16 protein-coding genes are annotated in these 19,271 nt (G+C 47.1%); 1 reads left to right on the top strand and 15 read right to left on the bottom strand.

What is annotated here, in order from left to right; translation table 11 throughout:
* Positions 1-6: 6 nt before the first annotated feature.
* The 15 genes from QGT46_RS12970 to QGT46_RS12900 all read right to left on the bottom strand — a co-directional run bounded on the left by QGT46_RS12970 (position 7) and on the right by QGT46_RS12900 (position 17,784).
* A complete protein-coding gene (locus tag QGT46_RS12970; RefSeq protein WP_301591140.1) occupies positions 7-2,538 on the bottom strand; it encodes a heavy metal translocating P-type ATPase in 2,532 nt (843 codons plus the stop codon).
* 423 nt (positions 2,539-2,961) lie between these two features.
* Entirely contained in the window at positions 2,962-7,389 is a 4,428-nt protein-coding gene (locus QGT46_RS12965; protein ID WP_301591139.1) for a PolC-type DNA polymerase III, read from the bottom strand.
* Positions 7,376-8,452, bottom strand: coding sequence for a flavodoxin-dependent (E)-4-hydroxy-3-methylbut-2-enyl-diphosphate synthase (gene ispG, locus QGT46_RS12960; protein ID WP_148460010.1), 1,077 nt, complete (start codon positions 8,450-8,452; stop codon positions 7,376-7,378). Before ispG ends, QGT46_RS12965 begins: the two co-directional genes overlap by 14 nt.
* A 12-nt stretch (positions 8,453-8,464) precedes the next feature.
* Entirely contained in the window at positions 8,465-9,496 is a 1,032-nt protein-coding gene (gene rseP / locus QGT46_RS12955; protein ID WP_024727581.1) for an RIP metalloprotease RseP, read from the bottom strand.
* Between the two features lie 4 nt (positions 9,497-9,500).
* The gene (locus tag QGT46_RS12950) at positions 9,501-10,640 is read right to left on the bottom strand and encodes a 1-deoxy-D-xylulose-5-phosphate reductoisomerase (RefSeq protein ID WP_024727582.1); all 1,140 of its coding nucleotides are present in this window, start codon (positions 10,638-10,640) and stop codon (positions 9,501-9,503) included.
* Complete coding sequence (locus QGT46_RS12945; protein ID WP_148460011.1) at positions 10,637-11,452, bottom strand: phosphatidate cytidylyltransferase; 816 nt, start codon at positions 11,450-11,452, stop codon at positions 10,637-10,639. The genes QGT46_RS12950 and QGT46_RS12945 overlap by 4 nt, the downstream gene beginning before the upstream one ends.
* A 4-nt stretch (positions 11,453-11,456) precedes the next feature.
* Entirely contained in the window at positions 11,457-12,155 is a 699-nt protein-coding gene (locus QGT46_RS12940; protein WP_024727584.1) for an isoprenyl transferase, read from the bottom strand.
* 78 nt (positions 12,156-12,233) lie between these two features.
* Positions 12,234-12,779 (bottom strand): ribosome recycling factor, encoded by a 546-nt coding sequence (gene frr / locus QGT46_RS12935; RefSeq protein ID WP_024727585.1) that lies wholly within the window; start codon positions 12,777-12,779, stop codon positions 12,234-12,236.
* 11 nt (positions 12,780-12,790) lie between these two features.
* Positions 12,791-13,489, bottom strand: coding sequence for a UMP kinase (pyrH, locus tag QGT46_RS12930; RefSeq protein ID WP_148460030.1), 699 nt, complete (start codon positions 13,487-13,489; stop codon positions 12,791-12,793).
* 97 nt (positions 13,490-13,586) lie between these two features.
* Positions 13,587-14,033, bottom strand: a complete 447-nt coding sequence (gene dtd, locus QGT46_RS12925) for a D-aminoacyl-tRNA deacylase (RefSeq protein ID WP_024727587.1) — start codon at positions 14,031-14,033, stop codon at positions 13,587-13,589.
* Between the two features lie 16 nt (positions 14,034-14,049).
* Complete coding sequence (locus tag QGT46_RS12920; protein ID WP_148460012.1) at positions 14,050-15,333, bottom strand: amidohydrolase; 1,284 nt, start codon at positions 15,331-15,333, stop codon at positions 14,050-14,052.
* Between the two features lie 38 nt (positions 15,334-15,371).
* Entirely contained in the window at positions 15,372-16,205 is an 834-nt protein-coding gene (locus QGT46_RS12915; RefSeq protein ID WP_024727589.1) for a purine-nucleoside phosphorylase, read from the bottom strand.
* A gap of 13 nt (positions 16,206-16,218) precedes the next feature.
* The gene (locus QGT46_RS12910) at positions 16,219-16,782 is read right to left on the bottom strand and encodes a M48 family metallopeptidase (RefSeq protein WP_148460013.1); all 564 of its coding nucleotides are present in this window, start codon (positions 16,780-16,782) and stop codon (positions 16,219-16,221) included.
* Positions 16,767-17,369, bottom strand: coding sequence for a SanA/YdcF family protein (locus QGT46_RS12905; protein WP_148460014.1), 603 nt, complete (start codon positions 17,367-17,369; stop codon positions 16,767-16,769). The genes QGT46_RS12910 and QGT46_RS12905 overlap by 16 nt, the downstream gene beginning before the upstream one ends.
* A 13-nt stretch (positions 17,370-17,382) precedes the next feature.
* Positions 17,383-17,784, bottom strand: a complete 402-nt coding sequence (locus tag QGT46_RS12900; protein ID WP_148460015.1) for a hypothetical protein — start codon at positions 17,782-17,784, stop codon at positions 17,383-17,385.
* 249 nt (positions 17,785-18,033) lie between these two features.
* Here QGT46_RS12900 and QGT46_RS12895 point away from each other — a divergent pair, with 249 nt between their 5' ends.
* A complete protein-coding gene (locus QGT46_RS12895) occupies positions 18,034-19,230 on the top strand; it encodes an FprA family A-type flavoprotein (protein ID WP_024727593.1) in 1,197 nt (398 codons plus the stop codon).
* The last annotated feature ends 41 nt before the right edge of the window (positions 19,231-19,271 follow it).

The raw sequence follows: 19,271 nt of genomic DNA, 5'->3' as shown, positions 1-19,271 counted from the left end.
CCCTCCTTACTGAATACCGGTCACTTGATAGCCTGCATCTTCTACTGCCTGTTTCAGTGATTCGTCGCTGACCTCTTTTTCTAAGTTCACAACGGCGCTTTTATTTGAAAGGCTGACCTCTGCGGCCACCCCGTCCAGCTTATTGAGTGCATCTGTCACGTGTTTTACACAGTGTTCACACATCATTCCTTCAATCGAGATCGTCTTTTTCATGTTTGTTTCCTCCTTTCTTTGGACCGGCTCATTTACTCTTACCGGCGTTTCTTTGTTTCTTATAAAACCTGGCCGGAAAAACTTCAGGCGCAGGGCATTGCTCACGACAAATACAGAACTTAAACTCATGGCTGCGGCACCGAACATAGGATTAAGCTTTAATCCGAAAAACGGATACAGACACCCGGCGGCCAGGGGAATTCCGATCACATTATAGAAAAAGGCCCAGAAGAGATTTTCTTTGATGTTTTTGATCACCGCTTTGCTGAGCTGGACTGCCGCCACTCCGTCCAGCAGATCACTCTTCATCAGGACGATATCTGCGGATTCGATGGCAATATCGGTGCCGGCTCCTATGGCAATTCCCACATCGGCTCTGGCAAGGGCCGGAGCATCATTGATGCCGTCCCCGATCATGGCCACTTTCTTGCCTTCCTCCTGAATTTCCCGGATCTTGGCCTCTTTGTCCTGTGGAAGCACTTCTGCGATCACCCGTCTGATGCCCAGCTGTTTTTGGATTGCCGCTGCTGTTTTTTTGTTATCTCCGGTCAGCATGACCACTTCGATGTCCATCTTCTCAAATTCCTGAATGGCCTGTCTGCTGGTCGGTTTTACCACATCGGCTACAGAGATCAGCCCAAGCAGTCTGCCCTCTTTTGCAAAGAAAAGAGGTGTCTTACCCTGTGAGGCAAAAACAGTACTTTTTTCTTCCAGGTCTCCAAGAGAAACTCCAATCCGTTCCATCATTTTGAGGTTGCCGGCATATACCCTATCACCTTCTATGGAACCCTCGATCCCTTCTCCTGGCACAGACTCAAATCCGGATACCTCACAGAAGCCGGCATTGATCTCTTCGCCATAGAAGACAATGGCATCCGCCAGAGGATGCTCCGAAGGCTTCTCCATACTGGCGGCAAGCTTGACCAGTTCTTTTTCTTCAATGCCGCCGGAGGTTACGATGTCCGTCACCTGTGGCCGTCCTTCCGTGACAGTTCCGGTCTTGTCCAAAACGACGGTTTTTATCTCATGTGCCGTCTCAAGACTCTCCGCAGACTTGATCAGGATGCCGTTTTCCGCGCCTTTTCCAGTTCCGACCATGATTGCCGTCGGTGTGGCAAGACCAAGTGCACACGGGCAGGAAATGACCAGGACGGCAATAGCCGTGGACAGTGCGAACTCAAATGTCTGCCCGGAAAGGAGCCATACGATCCCGGAAGCCAGGGCAATGACAATAACAACGGGAACGAAAATGCCGGCGATTTTATCTGCAAGCTTTGCGATCGGGGCTTTGGAACCGGATGCATCTTCCACCAGCTGTATGATCTGGGCAAGCGTCGTATCATCCCCTACCTTTGTAGCCCTGAATTTAATAAATCCCCCTTTATTAATAGATGCGCTGATGACTTTATCTCCGGAGGATTTCTCCACAGGGATGCTTTCCCCGGTCAGAGCGCTCTCATCCACGGAAGTCATGCCTTCAAGGATGACTCCGTCAACCGGAATGCTGGCTCCGGGGCGCACGATCACCGTATCTCCCTCATTCAGCTCCTCCACAGGGATCTCAATCTCTTCCCCGCCCCGTTCTACGGTGGCGGTCTTCGGAGCCAGATCTAAGAGTTTGCTGATAGCCTCAGAAGTCTTCCCTTTGGACCTGGCCTCCAGATATTTTCCGACCGTGATCAGTGTCAGGATCATCGATGCAGATTCAAAATATAAATCCATGTGGTACTGATGTACCAGCTGAAGATTCTGCACACCGAGGCCGTATCCCATGCGGTAAATGGCAAATACTCCATAGACAAAGGCGGCGCCGGACCCGATGGCGATCAGGGAATCCATATTCGGAGAGCCCTTAAATAAGGTCTTAAATCCCACCTGATAAAACTTCCGGTTAATGTACATGACCGGGAGAACCAGCAGCATCTGGGTCAGCCCGAAAGAAACCGCATTGTGGGTTCCGCTCAGAAAAAATGGAAGCGGAAGATTCACCATATGTCCCATGGAAATGTACATGAGCGGTATCATAAACAGGATGGATACCCAAAGTCTTCTCTTCATGCCGGTGATCTCATCGTCTACGCCAATATCCCGGTTCCTGCCTGCTTCCTCTTGCTTATCATGGACAAAGGCACCGTAGCCTCCATCGATGACAGCTCGGATAATCTGATCATCGTTTACTTCTGACTCATCATACTCCACGGTCATGGTGTTTTGGAGCAGATTTACATTAACTTCAGCGACACCATCTAATTTTCGGACACTTTTATCTACATGGGCACTGCATGCGCTGCATGTCATGCCCGTTACATCAAATTTTTGTTTCATAATACGCCTCCTTACCACCCCCAGGGGGTATGGGTCTATTATATGTCTCACCTTAATTTCTGTCAACGATAACATTTCTCAAATAGTATTTCCCAATCCGCTTATAATATCGCCGCAGACAGAGAAAGGCAGAAAAAGCAGCTTATTTCTGCTTTTTTCTGCCTTCCATCCATTCGATGAATTTTTTTGTTAAAAGGGGGCAAACTGTCTTCCTGACCAGCGATTTAATTCCTTTATGATTTCTTTTTCAGAAAGGCGGTACCTTCCGAATAGTGCATATTTCATCCGGTCATAGCATTGAGGATCACATCTAATGTCCCGGATTTTTTTACGGCGTTGTTAAAACAAAAACTCCCCGCAGTCTGCCGATGCCTTCTGGCAGACATGAAATTATTATATGAGCGGTTCTATTATTTCGGGGTATCAAAAGAAATTGAAACTGAGCTGGTCGCTTTCTTCCAGATCTCCCATCAACCCCAATTCTTTCATCTTATCTACGACAGATTTAGGCGCCTTTGTCCGGTCACGGAAATTTTCCATGGAAGTAAAAGGTTCTCCCTTGGACGCCTCTGCGGCTTCCTTGGCAGCTTTATCTCCCATGCCGTCGATCGCGGAGTAAGGAGGCATGATCTTTCCGTCGATGATCTGAAAATCCTTTGCCTTTGCCCGGTAGATATCAAGGGGCATGAACTCAAATCCACGGGCATACATCTCGTCTGCAATCTTCATTTCCCGCAGAAGATCCAGGTCTGCATTTTTCACCTCGAACTTCGGCGTGTTTTGTATCTCCCTCATCCGGTTGTTCAGTTTTTCTTTTCCCATGCACATGTCTTCATAGGAAAATGACTTGGCGCGGATACTGAAATAGGCGGCATAGTAGGCAAGGGGGTGAAAAACCTTAAACCAGGCGATCCTCCATGCCATCATGACATAGGCTACTGCATGTGCTTTCGGGAACATGTATTTAATCTGTTTACAGGACCAGATATACCATTCCGGCACATCTTTTTCCCTCATTGCCTCTTCCTGTTCCGGTTTCAGCCCTTTTCCCTTCCGGACGCTCTCCATGATCGTAAAGGACAAGGCCTCATCCAGACCCTGATTGATCAGATAGACCATAATATCATCTCTCGTACAGATGGAAGTCGAAATCGTGGCATCCCCCTCCTCGATCAGTTTCTGGGCATTGCCGAGCCAGACGTCCGTACCGTGGGACAGGCCTGAAATGCGGACCAAATCGGAAAAACTCTGAGGATTTGTGTCCAGAAGCATCTGAATAACGAAATCGGTTCCGAATTCCGGTATCCCGAGAGACCCAAGCTTCGTGCCTCCGATCTGTTCCGGAGTAATTCCCAGAACCTCTGTTCCGTGAAACAGAGACATGACGGATTCATCGTCCAGAGGTATATTCTGAGCGTTGACGCCGGTCAGATCTTCCAGCCTGCGGATCATGGAGGGATCATCGTGTCCCAGGATATCCAGCTTTAACAGGTTGGAATCGATAGAATGGTACTCATAATGGGTTGTGATGATCGGTGATCTTACGTCATTGGCCGGCCGCTGGACGGCAGTAAAGTCGTAGATCTCTTTGTCATGAGGCACAACGATGATGCCTCCCGGGTGCTGGCCGGTCGTTCTCTTAACTCCGGTGCACCCTTTCGCCAGCCGTTCGATCTCACATTTTCTTTTAGATATTTCTCTCTCCTCCAGATATTTTAGAACATATCCATAGGCAGTCTTCTCCGCCAGTGTACCGATCGTACCTGCACGGTAGGCCTTTCCTTTGCCAAAGATCACCTCCACATATGCGTGGGCCTTACTTTGATATTCTCCTGAAAAATTAAGGTCAATATCAGGTTCCTTGTCCCCCTTAAATCCGAGGAATGTCTCGAACGGGATATCATGGCCTTCTTTGTTCATTTTTGCACCGCATTTCGGACACACCGCATCCGGCATATCACATCCGGACATACCCATCCTGGCATATTTTTTTACTTCAGGAGAGTCAAAATCCACATAATAACACTCAGGACAGATGTAGTGGGCGGGCAGAGGATTTACTTCCGTGATCCCGGACATAGTCGCCGCAAAAGACGACCCCACAGACCCCCTTGATCCTACCAGATAACCGTGGTCCAGGGAATCCCATACCAGCTTCTGTGCGATGATATACATAACCGCATAGCCGTTTCCGATGATGGAATTCAGCTCTTTGTCAAGTCTGGTGGTTACGATGTCCGGCAGATTCGGACCGTAGATATCGTGTGCTTTCTTGTAACAAATATCCCGAAGATCCCGGTCCGAGTTCTCGATGACCGGCGGGCATTTATCCGGATGAATCGGGGAAATATTTTCAATCTGGTCATTGATCATATTTGGATTTGTTATGACAACTTCTCTGGCTTTATCGCTTCCCAGATATTCAAATTCATGGAGCATTTCCTCCGTCGTCCGGAAGTAGAGAGGCGGCTGGCTGTCCGCATCTTTAAATCCCTTTCCGGCCATCAGAATCGCCCGGTAAATGGAGTCATCCGGATCTAAAAAATGCACATCGCAGGTAGCAGCCACAGGTTTGTGGAAGGTTTCACCCAGTTCCACGATCTTCCGGTTGAAATTCCTGATATCTTCAAAAGAATTGACATTCTCATGGCGCGCGGATTCGATCATAAACTGGTTATTGCCCTCCGGCTGAATTTCCAGGTAATCATAAAATTCAACAATCTTTGCGATCTCTTCCTCAGACCGCTGGTCCACGATGGCGCTGTACAGTTCGCCGGCTTCACATGCAGATCCGATGATCAGTCCTTCCCGGTACTTATTGATCAGGGATTTGGGCATTCTCGGGCGCCGGTTAAAGTACCGGACGTGGGATTCCGACACCAGACGGTTTAAGTTGACTCTTCCGGTGTTGTTTTTGACGAGAATGATACCGTGATAGGTGCGGCCTTTTTTAATGAAGTCTTCGGAGCCTGCGACAAACTCGTTTACCTGATCCAGGTCAAAGATTTCTTTTTCCTCCAGAATCTGAACAAATTTTATGAAGATTTTCCCCGTAGCTGTGGCGTCATCCACTGCCCGGTGGTGAGTCTCCAGTTTGATGTTTAAATTTTTGCACAGATTATCCAGTGTAAATTTTGCCAGGTGGGTCATCAGGCTCCTTGAGAGACCGAGCGTATCCACAATGGTAGGATGAAAATCAAGCCCCAGGCGTTTCGTATTTTCATGGATAAATCCGGTGTCGAACCCGGCATTGTGGGCCACTAAGACAGAATTCCCGCAGAACTCAAGAAATCTTGGCAGAACGGCCTCGATCGTATCTGCGTCCATGACCATCTCATCTGTAATCGTAGTAAGCTGTGTGATCTTAAATGGAATCGGGATCTGCGGATTGATGAATTCACTGAAGGTTTCCGTGATCTCACCGTCTATGACCTTTACGGCCCCGATTTCTATGATGCGGTCTGTATGGCTGTTGAACCCTGTGGTCTCAATGTCGAATACCACAAAGTCTCCCCGGAGGGACTGGCCTCTGGAGCGGACTGCCAAATCTCCCAGGTCATCCACAAAGTAAGCCTCCACCCCATAGATGATCTTAAACGGATCGTCTTTTGGAAGCCTTAAATCCTCATAGGCGTGCCTTGCAATCGGAAAGGCCTGGAGCACGCCGTGATCCGTGATGGCAACGGCAGGATGTCCCCACTCGTAGGCGCGTTTTACGATGTCATTGATCTGAACAACACTGTCGTTGTCGCTCATAACCGTATGTAAATGGAGTTCCACCCTTTTATCCATGGACGTGTCCTGGCGTTTCTCCCTGAAATCAGAGACTGCTTTGATGCCCACGACAGAACCAAGAGATATCTCATGATCAAATTTATCATACATGGCGACCGCCTTAATCCGGTAGAAGCCTCCTTTTTTCAGATCGCTGAGAACCTCCGGGAGCTGTTCATTTCTGACAAATATTTTACAGGAGATTGTATCCGTAAAGTCAGTGATATGAAAAATGATGATCGTTTTTTCGTTTCGAATTTCTCTCGTATCAAGGCTTGTAACCTGTCCGTGGATCACGACTTCGCCGATCTCATCGAAAATATCCTTGATCTCAATGAGCTCCCCTTCACAGTTGCGGCCGTAAAGAAGGGTCGGATCGTCTTTGAATTTAGGCTTTCTTTTAAACTTGGAATCGTAGGAAAAATTGGATTCTTTTTTCTTTTTTCTCGCCTTTTTCTCTTCTGCCTGTTCTTTACAGAGAAGATCGGCCTGTTCGACAATTCCCTCAATCTCTTTTTGAAGTTTATACTGGCTTTCTTTTTTCAGAGACCGGTCTGTCGTCTTGGAAAAATCAAAGCCTACCTTGATCTCCATACCAAATTTGTCTTTAAGCGTTGTCTCGAAATACTCTTTGATCTCTTCTGACTTGCTCTTGTTGACAAAAGTATTTTCAAAGATAAAGGTAACGACATCTCCGTCAATGGCATAGTCTCCTTTTCTGACCACATTAAAAATAACCTCCCCTTTGCCTTTTAACTCAAAGAGGAAGCTTTTCATATAGTGTTCAAATAAATAGTCCAGATCATACTGAGCAGAAAGCCGGAAAAACTCCTGAAAACGTATTTTGACATAACGTTTTGAAAACAGCTGCTCTCTGATCTGCTGTTCCATCCGCCAGGTGTCGATCCTTGGGATCAGATGGTCGCTTGTAAAAGAAATGAAAAGTGTGTTTTTTGATTTCTTGAATACGACCTGGCGGATACACACAGTCCGGAACAGTTCTTCTACATCTCTAGACACTTTCAGGTCAGGAAACACCTGAAAAAATTCTTTTGTATGCTCTTTAGCAGCCTGCATCTGATTCACCCCAATGTTCTAATTCATAACGCAGAGTACTTAAAAGCTCCTCCTCCGGAACTTTCCGTATGACCTGTCCTTTTTTCATCAGAAGGCCTTCACCGATTCCGCCTGCGATCCCGATATCCGCTTCCTTTGCCTCACCGGGGCCGTTGACGACACAGCCCATGACGGCAACCTTGATATTCAAATGTTCGAAATCTGCGGCCATCGTCTCTACCTGCCCGGCAAGACTGATCAGATCAATGTTGGTCCTTCCGCATGTAGGACAGGAAACCACTTCGATCCCGCCGCTTCTGAGCCCCAAAGTCTTTAAAATCAGTTTGGCACTTGCGATTTCATTAACAGGATCTCCGGTCAGTGAGACGCGAATCGTGTCTCCGAGCCCCTGATGAAGGATAATGCCAAGTCCGACTGCGGACTTGATATTTCCGCTGTACACGGTTCCTGACTCTGTAATGCCGACATGGAGCGGATAGTCGATCTGCTTTGCTACCAGTTCATATGCTCTGGCACACATAAGAACATCGGAGGATTTGATGCTGACTGCCAGATTGTCATAGTCAAATGCCTCGATCATGCGGACTTTGTCAACGGCACTCTCCACCAGTCCCTCGGCCGTCACTCCGTGATACTTTTCCACCAGCTCTTTTTCCAGTGAACCGCTGTTGACGCCTACCCGGATCGGAACGCCGTACTCTTTGGCATTTTCAATGACTGCCCGGATACGGTCCGCTCCTCCGATATTGCCCGGATTGATGCGGATTTTATCCGCGCCGTTCTCCATAGCCGCGATGGCGAGCTTATAGTTGAAATGTATATCTGCCACCAGCGGAATGTGTATCCTTTTTTTGATCTCGCCCAGGGCGTCAGCCGCTTCGGGAGTCGGGACCGTACATCTTACGATGTCGCATCCGGCTTTCTCAAGGCTTAATATCTGTGTTACGGTAGACTCCACGTCTTCTGTCTTCGTATTGGTCATGGACTGGATCAGCACAGGGTTGCCCCCGCCGATCTTTTTATCTCCGATCCGGATGACTTTTGTATTATTTCTTGTAACCATACTAAGACTCCTTTACAACATAATCTTATAGATATCCTGGAACATGACAAAGATCATAAGCCCCAGCAGCAAAAACAGACCGACCGTATGGACGGTGGCTTCCACATTTTTGGAAACAGGCTTTCTTCTGACCGCTTCCACGATGAGAAAGCAAAGTCTGCCTCCGTCCAGTGCGGGAAGCGGCAGAAGATTCATAACCCCCAGGTTTGCGCTGATCAGGACCGCAATACTCAGCATCGTGGAAAGAAGGACTGTGAAACCGTAAGTGGCTGCCTGGTTATACGTATCCCCTACCTGTTTTACAATGCCCACAGGCCCTGACAGATCATTCAGCGTCAGCTGTCCCGTAGCCAGTTTCACGACACTCTTTACCGTCACACGAATTTGAAATCCTACCTCATGAAATCCATATTCTATGGTCCTGAGGGGATTTAATTTTTGATATGGTTCCCAGCCTATGCCGATCATATACCTTTTGGCTTCCTTGTTAAACTTCGGGGTCACAGAGAGGTTTTTCTCTATTCCGTCCCGCTTTATCACGATAGGCACTTCTCCGCCTTTATAGTCCAGAAGGAAATAATAAGACAGTTCGCGGTTATTGTAGATCTTTTTTCCATCAATCTTCAAGACCTGGTCCCCGGCTTTCAATCCTGCTTCCTGAGCAGGAGACTTTGTCTCCACTCTGGCGATATCGGGCAGGTCAGCTCCTGATATACCGATCATAATAAAGGCAAGGATCAGGGCAAAAATAAAATTGAAAAACGGTCCGGCAAAAATGACTGCCATTCTGGCCCAGACAGATTTATTTCCAAAAGCGTCCGCCTCCGGCCGGTCTTCGTCTTCACCCATCATACAGGCTCCGCCGAAAGGAAGGAGTTTTACAGAATAATAAGTTTCTCCCACCTGTTTTCCGAACAGAGTCGGACCAAGCCCTATACAGAATTCGTCCACACGGATGCCGTTCTTTTTGGCGACTGAAAAATGTCCCAATTCATGTACGATGATAATAATGCCAAAGATTAAGATTGCAATAATAATGTTCAAGTAATTACCTGCTTTCTATGAATTCATATACCCACTGTTCTGTTTCCAGTACCTCCGTAAGAGATGGATTCTCTATCACATGATGTGCATTCATTGCATCTTCGATCAGATCATAAATCTCTGTAAAAGATATTTTCTCCTGCAAAAACAGAGCCACTGCTTTTTCGTTGGCTGCGTTCAGCACGGCCGGCATGGATCCGCCGGTCCGTCCTGCATCATATGCATATGAAAGACCTTTTAGAACATCAACAGGCGGCTCTTCAAAAGAGATACTTCCCAATGCAGCAAAATCTAAACGATCACCCGGAAGAAATCTGCGCTCCGGATAGTAGAGGGCGTATTGGATCGGAAGCTTCATATCCGGGGTTCCCAGCTGGGCCTTTACCCCGCCGTCCTTGAACTGCACCATAGAATGAATGATGCTCTGAGGCTGTACGACCACCTTGATCCGGTCAAAATCCATGTCAAAGAGCCAGCGTGCCTCGATCACTTCCAGCCCCTTATTGACCAGCGTTGCGGAATCTATGGTGATCTTTTTGCCCATAGACCAGTTTGGATGATTTAAAGCATCTTTTAATGTGACCGTTTTGAGTTCTTCTTTTGTCCTGGTACGAAATGGTCCGCCGGATGCCGTGATGATCAGGGAATCCACATCTCTTTCAGCCTCTCCCTGAAGGCACTGAAAAATTGCGGAGTGTTCGCTGTCCACCGGATAAATCGAAACTCCGTATTCTTTTGCCATGGGCATGATCAGATGGCCTGCGGTCACCAGCGTCTCCTTATTTGCGAGAGCGATATCTTTCTTTGCCCTTATGGCAGCCATCGTCGGCTTTATGCCGATCATCCCGACGACTGCAGTGACGACCAGCGAACAGGATGGCTCAGAAGCCGCCTCGATGAGGCCTTCCGGTCCGGAAAGCACCTTCACTTCAAGATCCTTTACGCGCAGCCGCAGTTCCTCTGCTCTTTGTTTGTCATAGAGAACTGCTGTATGCGGATGAAATTCCCGTATCTGCCGTTCTAAAAGATCCACATTGCTTCCGGCTGCCAGAGTCGTCACTGCAAGGTCTTCATTTGCACGTACAAGCTCCAGCGTCTGGGTTCCGATCGAACCGGTAGAGCCAATGATGGAAATATACTTCACTGCATCGCGCCTCCTGAGATCATCATTGTAAGATAATAAATAACCGGAGCGATCAATATAATGCTGTCAAACCGGTCTAGAATACCGCCGTGTCCCGGGATCAGAGTACCGAAATCCTTAATCCTGGAATCTCTTTTGATCGCTGAAGCAGCCAGGTCACCGATCACGGATATAGCCGCACCGATTCCGCAGATAATCCCGAACATCATCATTGGATTAAAATTAAACCGTATCCTTGTCTTTAAATAGATACCATATGCTGCTCCTAAGATCACCGCCCCAATAATACCGCCGATCAGGCCTTCTATGCTCTTTTTCGGACTCAGTTTCGGGGTCATCTTGTGCTTTCCGATCAACATGCCGGTGCAGTAAGCAAGTGTATCATTGCCCCATGCGGCCAGGAACAGGAGCACGATAAATTCGCCTCCGTTCTGAGCGATCCTCAGCTGATAAATATAGGAAATCATGACGCTCACATAGACAAATCCAAAAAAACAAGCCATCACCTGGTTCATGTGATACTTTGGAAAGCGGATCACATAACATCCGAGCAGGAAGATCATAAACAAAATGATGATCGATGTGGACCACTGGCCCAGGTCAAAAAACAATGCGGCATAGTAAAGAATCGTTCCTGTGTATCCAAGGACCGCCAGAGATGATTTCTCTATTTTGAAAATCTTCAGTATTTCATTGTATCCGATCAGGGCAACGATCGCCGTTAAGAGTAAAGTTACGATACCGCCCAGGTAAAGGCCAAGGACGGTAACTGCCACTAAAGCAATCCCGCTGATAAGTCTCTGTTTAAACATAAGTCTATATTCCTCCAAATCTCCGTTCTCTTCCGTTATAGTACTCCACAGCTTTTTTCAATTCTTTTTTGTTGAAATCCGGCCAGAGCACATCGGTAAAATAAAATTCTGTGTAGGCCAGCTGCCAGAGCATGAAATTCGACAGCCGCTGTTCTCCGCTTGTGCGGATCATCAGGTCAGGCTCGGGAAGTCCCTTTGTATCCAGATATCCTGCAAACAGATCTTCTGTGATCTCCTCTTTTTTCAGAGTGCCTGCCAGCAGATCACCGGCCATTTTTTTCATGGCGCGGATCATTTCATCGCGGCTGCCGTAATTCAGGGCGATAGTAAAATTGATTCCTGTGTTGCCCTTGGATGCTTCTTCAAGCTGTTCGATCTTTTCCCTGAGATCCTCTGAAAGCCCGGTCACATCTCCGATGACGCGGACCCGCATATTATTTTTATTTGCCCGTTTGATGCATGTCTTTAAGTAGTCCCTTAAAAGCTTCATCAAGGCATCCACTTCATCCTTCGGACGTCTCCAGTTTTCGGTTGAAAATGCGTATACCGTCAGGTATTTGATGCCCATGTCAAATGCATCCTCAATGATTCTCTCCACCGTCTTGCTGCCCTGTGCATGCCCCATATTCCTGGGAAGGAATCTTTTTTTTGCCCATCTGCCGTTGCCGTCCAAGATTATCGCAACATGCTCCGGCACTCTCATTGACTCCATAGAACACCTCCGTCAAATCATCGAAAAAACAGGGCTGACTCAAACCAGCCCTGCAGCTTTTCTTTATTGTTATACTGTCATGATCTCTTTTGACTTTGCCTCCACCGCATCATCAATTTTTTTGATATATGCATCCGTAAGCTTTTGAACTTCAGATTCCTGGTCTTTTAACTGGTCGTCGTTCAGCTCATTGGCTTTGTTCATCTTTTTCAGTTCATCGTTGGCATCCCGGCGGATATTCCGGACTGCAACTTTTGTTGTCTCTCCTCTTTTTTTGATATCCTTTGCCAGATCCTTTCTGCGTTCTTCCGTGAGTTCCGGGAAATTCAAGCGGATCGCAGTTCCGTCATTGTTAGGAGTGATTCCGATGTCAGACATCATGATCGCTTTCTCGATCTCTCCGAGCAGATTCGGCTCCCACGGCTGGATCAGGATCGTGCGGGCTTCCGGAACAGAGACATTTCCCACCTGCTGGATCGGAGTAGGCACTCCGTAATAGTCTACGGTAACTTTGTCCAGAACGTGAGGATTGGCGCGTCCTGCACGTATCGCCATAAATTCTGATGTCATGTTCTCATAAGATTTCTGCATCTTATCTTCAAATTTCTTTAACATTTTTCTTCCTCCTATTTTACGGTAACATATGTACCATTGAATTTTCCTTTTAATAAATCGGCTATGCTGTCCGGCTCATTAAGCCCGAACACTGCAAGGGGCATCTTGTTTTCCAGACACATGATCGTAGCTGTCAGATCCACGACTGCAAGCTTTTGATCCAATACATCATCTAAACTGATAGTATCGTATTTCTTTGCATCGGGGTTAACCGCAGGATCGCTGTCGTAAACACCGTCAATAGACTTGGCGAGCAGAATAGCATCTGCCTCGATCTCCACAGCGCGAAGAGCTGTTGCCGTATCGGTAGAAAAATACGGATGTCCGGTTCCGCCTGCAAAAAAAGCGATCTTTCCGTCTTCCATGGCTTCTATCGCCTTGTCTTTGGAAAACAGTTCTGTAAACGAGCCGCACACAAATGGGGTGAACACTTCGGTTTCAAGCCCTGCGGTGCGGAAAGCGTCCGCAATATAAATACAGTTCATCACCGTAGCCAGCATGCCGATCTGGTCTGCTTTCGTCCGTTCCATATTCTCGCTTGTGCGTCCTCTCCAGAAATTACCGCCTCCGATGACAATGGAGATCTGGAGTCCCCGGTCGGCGAGAACCTTGACCTGTCTTGCCACATCCATACAGGTGGCTTCGTCAAAACCAGTCTTTTTATCTCCCGCGAGTGCTTCGCCGCTCAGCTTCAAAAGAATCCTTTTCATATCCTTTATATCTTTCATGAACTTACCTCATCTATCGTATTTTTCTGTTTCTCTCTGATGAATTATAGCATAAACCATACCAAAGGACAACTGAAAATCAGCTGTCCTCACTGTCCAGTATGATCGTGAACGGTCCGTCGTTTGTAAGCCTCACTTCCATCTCCGCACCGAAGATTCCGGTCTCGACTTTCGGAACTTTTTTTCTGCACTCTGATATGATATATTCATACAATTCTTCTGCCAGGTCCGGTTTTCCTGCATTGATGAAAGAAGGCCGGTTGCCCTTTCTGCAGTCTGCATAGAGGGTAAACTGGGAGACGAGCAGGAGACTGCCGTCCACATCCTTCAGTGCAAGATTCGTCTTCCCATTTTCATCGTCAAATATTCTTAACCCTGCCATTTTTTTAATCAGTTTATCCGCTGTCTCTCTCGTGTCGTTCTGACCGACACCGATCAGTACTAAAAATCCCCGGTCAATGCTCCCGACCGTTTTGTGGTCCGCATCCACCTCGGCATGGCTGACTCTTTGAATTACAAATTTCATATGCTCTCTCTTTCTTTTAATATCCAAAAATTCTTCCCGTGATCTCTTCCGCTTTCCTGTAAACGTAATCAGGTTCTTCTCCGATAAAGAATTCTCCGTCCTCATAGAGGATCTTCCCCGCAACCATAGTGAACCGGACATTTTGTTTGCTTCCGCTGTAAACTAAATTCTTTGTCAGATTATGGAGCGGCCGCATGTTTGGCTGATTCAGGTCGATCAGGATCAGGTCTGCCTGCTTCCCTTCTGCGAGAATATCACAGTCAGAGAGTCCCATTGCCGCTGCGCCGCCCAGCGCAGCCATTTTGAGCACAGCGTCCGCATCTGTGGCCGAGGCGTCGTTTTCCCGGTACTTGGAGAGCCCTGTGACCAAAAACATTTCACGGAACATGTCCAGACAGTTGTTGCTCGCTGGGCCGTCAGTCCCGATGGCCAGATTGATCCCCATATCCATCATCTGCTTTATCGGCGCAATGCCGCTTGCCAGCTTCAAATTAGATGCCGGATTTGTGATCACAGACACCCGCCGTTTTTTCAAAATCCGGAGATCTTTTGGTTCCATATGGACACAGTGAAAACACCCGCCTCCATTCTCGAACAGGCCCAGTCGGTCCATGTAAGCCGTCGGCGTCAGCCCGGTGCGTTCTTTGCAGGAAATGACTTCCGGGAGGCCCTCTGAACTGTGGGTATAAACCGGAGCATGATACTGATCCGCCAGCTCTTTTAGAGCGCGAAGTTTCTCCTCGGATGTGGTATACTCTGCATGAAAACCAAGCCGAAAGCTGATCAGACTGCCTTTTTTGTTATATTTTTGATACCATTCGTCCAACTGTTCGACAGACTGTGAAAAATCGTTCAGGGCACCGCAAAGCACCGTCCTGAATCCGCAGTCTTCGGATGCCTGAGCGATCGTATCAGGTGTTAAGTACATATCAAAATTGGCCGTCATCCCGCTTGTCAGATATTCCATAACCGCAAGCTTGGAGAGATGATAGATATCGTCGGGAGTGAGCCTTGCCTCCCATGGAAAAACCTGCCGGTTCAGCCATTCAAGCAGCGGCAGGTCATCTGCATGGGACCTTAAAAAGGTCATGCCAGAATGAGTGTGGGCATTTTTAAAACCCGGCATTAAAAGACCACCCCGGGCGTCAATCTCTCTTTCAAACTGCCCGTCTGCTCCGGAAAAAGCGGAGATTTTCTCACCGACATATGAAATCCGGGACCCGTCAATTTGGATTTCTCCGTCAAACGGCTGCATACCGTTTTCCATTGTAAGAATTTTGGCATTATAGATCCTTATCATGAGACTCTCCTTTGAATATATTGCCGGAACTGCTTTTCTCAGAGCAGCTCCGCTATCTTTATGATCCCTTCTTTGAGCAATGCCTTAAACACAGGAGCGGCTTTATCTGCGGTCTCCTGAACTTCTGCATGGCTTAACGGCTTCATTGTGATGCCTGCGCCCGGATTGGTGATGCAGGAAATACCGCAGGTCTTCATTCCCATATGCTTTGCGGCTACGGCTTCGCAGGCCGTACTCATGCCGACCGCATCCGCACCCAGTATTCTGCACATTTTGATCTCCTGTGGAGATTCAAAATTCGGTCCGCTGAGCTGCACATAGACGCCTTCCTTCAAATCGATTTCAAGTGTCCTGGCGATTCTGCGAAAAATGTCCTGGAATCTGTCATTATAAATGCCTGTCATATCACAGAAACGTTCTCCCAGCTTTTCCAGGTTCGGTCCGATCAGCGGAGAAGGAACGAAGGTAGAAATCTGGTCAGTGATCATCATGAGATCACCGGCGTCAAATTCGTCGTTGACGCCTCCTGCCGCATTGGTAAGGATCAGGGCTTTGGCACCCATCATTTTCATCAGACGGATTGGCAGGACCACATCTGTCATGTCATAACCTTCATAGTAATGGACTCTTCCCTGCATGATCACCACGGGTACCTTTTCTACATAACCAAAGATAAATCTTCCTTTATGGCCTTCCACTGTGGACACCGGAAAATCCGGCAGATCCTTATAGTCTACGGTTGTCTCGATCTGAATATCCTCTGCAAAATCGCCGAGTCCTGATCCAAGTACAATGGCTATCAGCGGCTTAAAATCTGTTTTTTCCTGCATGCTCTCATAGCATATCTGTAATTTTTCATAAACCGCATTCATTACGGTCCCTCCTTTATGAAATCAACTGAACTTTATATTCTGCACCATGTTTCGACAGCCATGTTTTCGGCTGTTCATAATCCGGCATATACTGTGCGACTACCTGATAAAATGCCGGGGAATGGTTCATGACTTTTAAGTGGGCAAGTTCATGTACCACCACATATTCAAGAACTTTTCGCGGCATCAGTATCAGCTTCCAGTTAAAATTTAAGTTTCCTTTGCTGCTTGCGCTGCCCCAGCGTGTCTTCTGTTCACGGATCGTTATTTTCCCGTAAGCAACTCCCATCTGTCCTGCATATATCCGGCAGAGCCGTGTGATCACAGTTTTCGCCTCCTGTATATAGGTTTCCCGTTCTTCGGCCGTCATACGGATATTTTTCTGATTTCTTTTTCTCTCCTCTGAAAGCTTCACGTGGTGTCTGATCCAGTCTTGTTTATCTTCGATAAATCTGCGGATCTCACTTTTTGGAAATCGTTCGGGCGCTCTGATAATCACCTGTCCGTCCGCAGTCACTGTGACGGCCAGAGTTTTTCTGCTGCTGTAAATCACTCTATAGTCTAACGCCTGATCCACTGATAAACCACTCCCTCCAGCAGTGCCTTGGATGCGGCAAAATATTCCCGTACTCTGTCTTTGTGTCTGCTTTGATAGATCATCGCATCCGCGATAACCGCATGGGCGTTAAGTCCTGCGGCTTCTGCCAGATAATCTGTCCTTGGGACATACAGCTTCTGCGTGCACACATAAAATGATTTTCCGCGAAACGCGGAACTTGTATTCTTCATTGTGCGGAATGTATCGAATCCTTCTCGGTCTTCATATAGATTTTCCTTTGGAATTCCTCTTAAAAGCAGGTACATTTGCATGAACTTTACTTCCTTTTTCGTTCCTGAGATCAGAATAAACCTGCAGACACCGGCCCGGTAAAGCCTCAGCGCCCCGTCCAGACGGTCCTTAAGCTGTGCGCCTATGACACCGTTTTTTACGAGGGCGCCCGGAACTAAAATGCCGTCCCTCCTTTTGAGCGCCTCACAAAAGAATACATCCGGCACTGCTCTCTTTTGTTTTCCATGCAGCCTTCTATATGAAAACAGAGAAAAACCTGCGGCCAGGATTTCCGGAAGAAACCAGAGCCAAGTATGTCTTTTTTTGCCTTTCATCTCTCATAACTCCTTATTGAACGTTATCTTCAGTTTGTTCCTGCTGCTGTTCCGTTGTGGCCGGCTGTTCCGTCGTGGCAGGTTTTGGTGCCTCGGTCTTTTGTTGTGTGGCTGTTGTCGTTTTCTGCCGTTCGGCCGTAGTCCTCTTCTGTCTGCGCGTCGCCGTACTCCTGTGGGCTGCGGTCGTACTCTGTTTTCCGGACCTGGTGCTTTCTGTGCCGCGTTCCGGCGTCTGATGATCTTCGGAAGATCCGGTATCTTCCAACGTTGTCTCTTCCGAGGATGTCTCAGTTACTGCTGAGTCTTCTTTATCCTTTTTAAATCCGCCGGAAAACATTACTACAATGACCATGCAAATGATCACAGCAACTGTCCCGAAGATCAGTGCGATCATATTTTTTTTACTGATCTGCATTGTCTTATCTCCTGTTCTTATATAAATTTTTGTTTTATTTTCCTTCTCTATGCCGTCTCCATTATAAAAGAGGAATGGAAATGTGTCAATTTTTACTAACAAAGAATTTATATAATAAAAACATGCTGGGAATTATGTAGAATCTTTTTCAGTTGGTATATTTGACTTGTAAAATGCATTTTGGGACATTATACTAGTATTGATATAATATTGACAAAAAATAATCAAACAAGCTAAGGGGATGAAAACATGTATTGTACAAAAAATATTACAGACGACTTATATTGGATCGGAGGAAACGACAGGAGACTCGCCCTGTTTGAAAACATTTTTCCGGTGCCAAACGGTGTTTCTTACAATTCTTATGTGCTGTTAGATGAAAAGACAGTGCTTTTCGATACGGTGGACAAGGCTGTCAGCGAGCAGTTTTTTGAAAACCTTGTCCATGCGCTCGGAGAACGCACACTGGATTATGTGATTATCAACCACATGGAACCTGATCACTGTGCCATGCTCAAAGAAGTAATCATGCGATATCCGGATGTTCAGATCGTATGCAATGCAAAGACGGCGGACATTATCAAACAGTTCTTTAAGATCGAGACAGACGCTGTCATCGTGAAGGAAAACGATACCCTCTGTACCGGAAAACATACTTTCACATTCCTTATGGCACCTATGGTACATTGGCCGGAAGTTATGGTCACATATGATACGACGGACAAAATATTATTTTCTGCAGATGCCTTCGGAACTTTCGGGGCGATCAACGGAAATCTGTTTGCCGATGAGATTGAATTTGAGCACAAATGGCTGGATGACGCCAGAAGATATTATACGAATATCGTAGGAAAATACGGAGCTCAGGTACAGGCTCTGTTAAAGAAGGCTTCCAATGTGGAAATCGGAATGATATGTCCGCTCCATGGTCCGGTGTGGAGAAAAGACCTTGAGTGGTTCATTGAAAAGTATCAGAAATGGAGCACTTACGAGCCGGAAGACCAGGGTGTCATGATCGCTTATGCATCTATTTACGGCAACACGGAAAATGCAGCTAATGTACTGGCTTCCCGCCTTGCTGACAAAGGTCTTAAAAATATTGCCATGTACGATGTGTCTGTAACCCATCCGTCTGTGGTTGTTTCCGAAGCATTCCGCGCAAGCCATCTGGTATTTGCGTCTCCAACATACAACGGCGGTATTTTCCCGAATATGGAGACCGTGCTGCTTGATCTGAAAGCACATAATCTTCAGAAACGTACCATAGCGTTCATGCAGAACGGAACGTGGGCGGCAACTTCCGGCAGACAGATGAACGAGTTGGTGTCAGGTATGAAAGAAATGACCGTCCTGGAACCAACCATAACGATCAAATCTGCGCTGAACGACAGCCAGTCAGAGGAAATCGACGCAATGGTTGATGCAATTTTGGAATCTATGAACTAAATAATATATATGCTAAAAGACGCTTTTAAAGGCCACCTCAA

This window comes from Anaerostipes faecis, assembly GCF_910574135.1.
GTDB classification, from domain to species: Bacteria; Bacillota; Clostridia; order Lachnospirales; family Lachnospiraceae; genus Anaerostipes; species Anaerostipes hominis.
This window is presented reverse-complemented; position numbering and strand designations above follow the sequence as displayed.

Bases quoted from the DNA above. Each gene is read 5' to 3' on its own strand.
- ispG (WP_148460010.1), bottom strand. From the start codon at position 8,452: ATGGTTACAAGAAATAATACAAAAGTCATCCGGATCGGAGATAAAAAG.
- QGT46_RS12970 (WP_301591140.1), bottom strand. From the start codon at position 2,538: ATGAAACAAAAATTTGATGTAACGGGCATGACATGCAGCGCATGCAGT.
- QGT46_RS12940 (WP_024727584.1), bottom strand. From the start codon at position 12,155: ATGAGAGTGCCGGAGCATGTTGCGATAATCTTGGACGGCAACGGCAGA.
- QGT46_RS12945 (WP_148460011.1), bottom strand. From the start codon at position 11,452: ATGTTTAAACAGAGACTTATCAGCGGGATTGCTTTAGTGGCAGTTACC.
- pyrH (WP_148460030.1), bottom strand. From the start codon at position 13,489: ATGAAAAGGATTCTTTTGAAGCTGAGCGGCGAAGCACTCGCGGGAGAT.
- QGT46_RS12895 (WP_024727593.1), top strand. From the start codon at position 18,034: ATGTATTGTACAAAAAATATTACAGACGACTTATATTGGATCGGAGGA.
- dtd (WP_024727587.1), bottom strand. From the start codon at position 14,033: ATGAAATTTGTAATTCAAAGAGTCAGCCATGCCGAGGTGGATGCGGAC.
- QGT46_RS12905 (WP_148460014.1), bottom strand. From the start codon at position 17,369: ATGAAAGGCAAAAAAAGACATACTTGGCTCTGGTTTCTTCCGGAAATC.
- frr (WP_024727585.1), bottom strand. From the start codon at position 12,779: ATGTTAAAGAAATTTGAAGATAAGATGCAGAAATCTTATGAGAACATG.
- QGT46_RS12900 (WP_148460015.1), bottom strand. From the start codon at position 17,784: ATGCAGATCAGTAAAAAAAATATGATCGCACTGATCTTCGGGACAGTT.
- QGT46_RS12965 (WP_301591139.1), bottom strand. From the start codon at position 7,389: ATGCAGGCTGCTAAAGAGCATACAAAAGAATTTTTTCAGGTGTTTCCT.
- QGT46_RS12915 (WP_024727589.1), bottom strand. From the start codon at position 16,205: ATGAATGCGGTTTATGAAAAATTACAGATATGCTATGAGAGCATGCAG.
- QGT46_RS12920 (WP_148460012.1), bottom strand. From the start codon at position 15,333: ATGATAAGGATCTATAATGCCAAAATTCTTACAATGGAAAACGGTATG.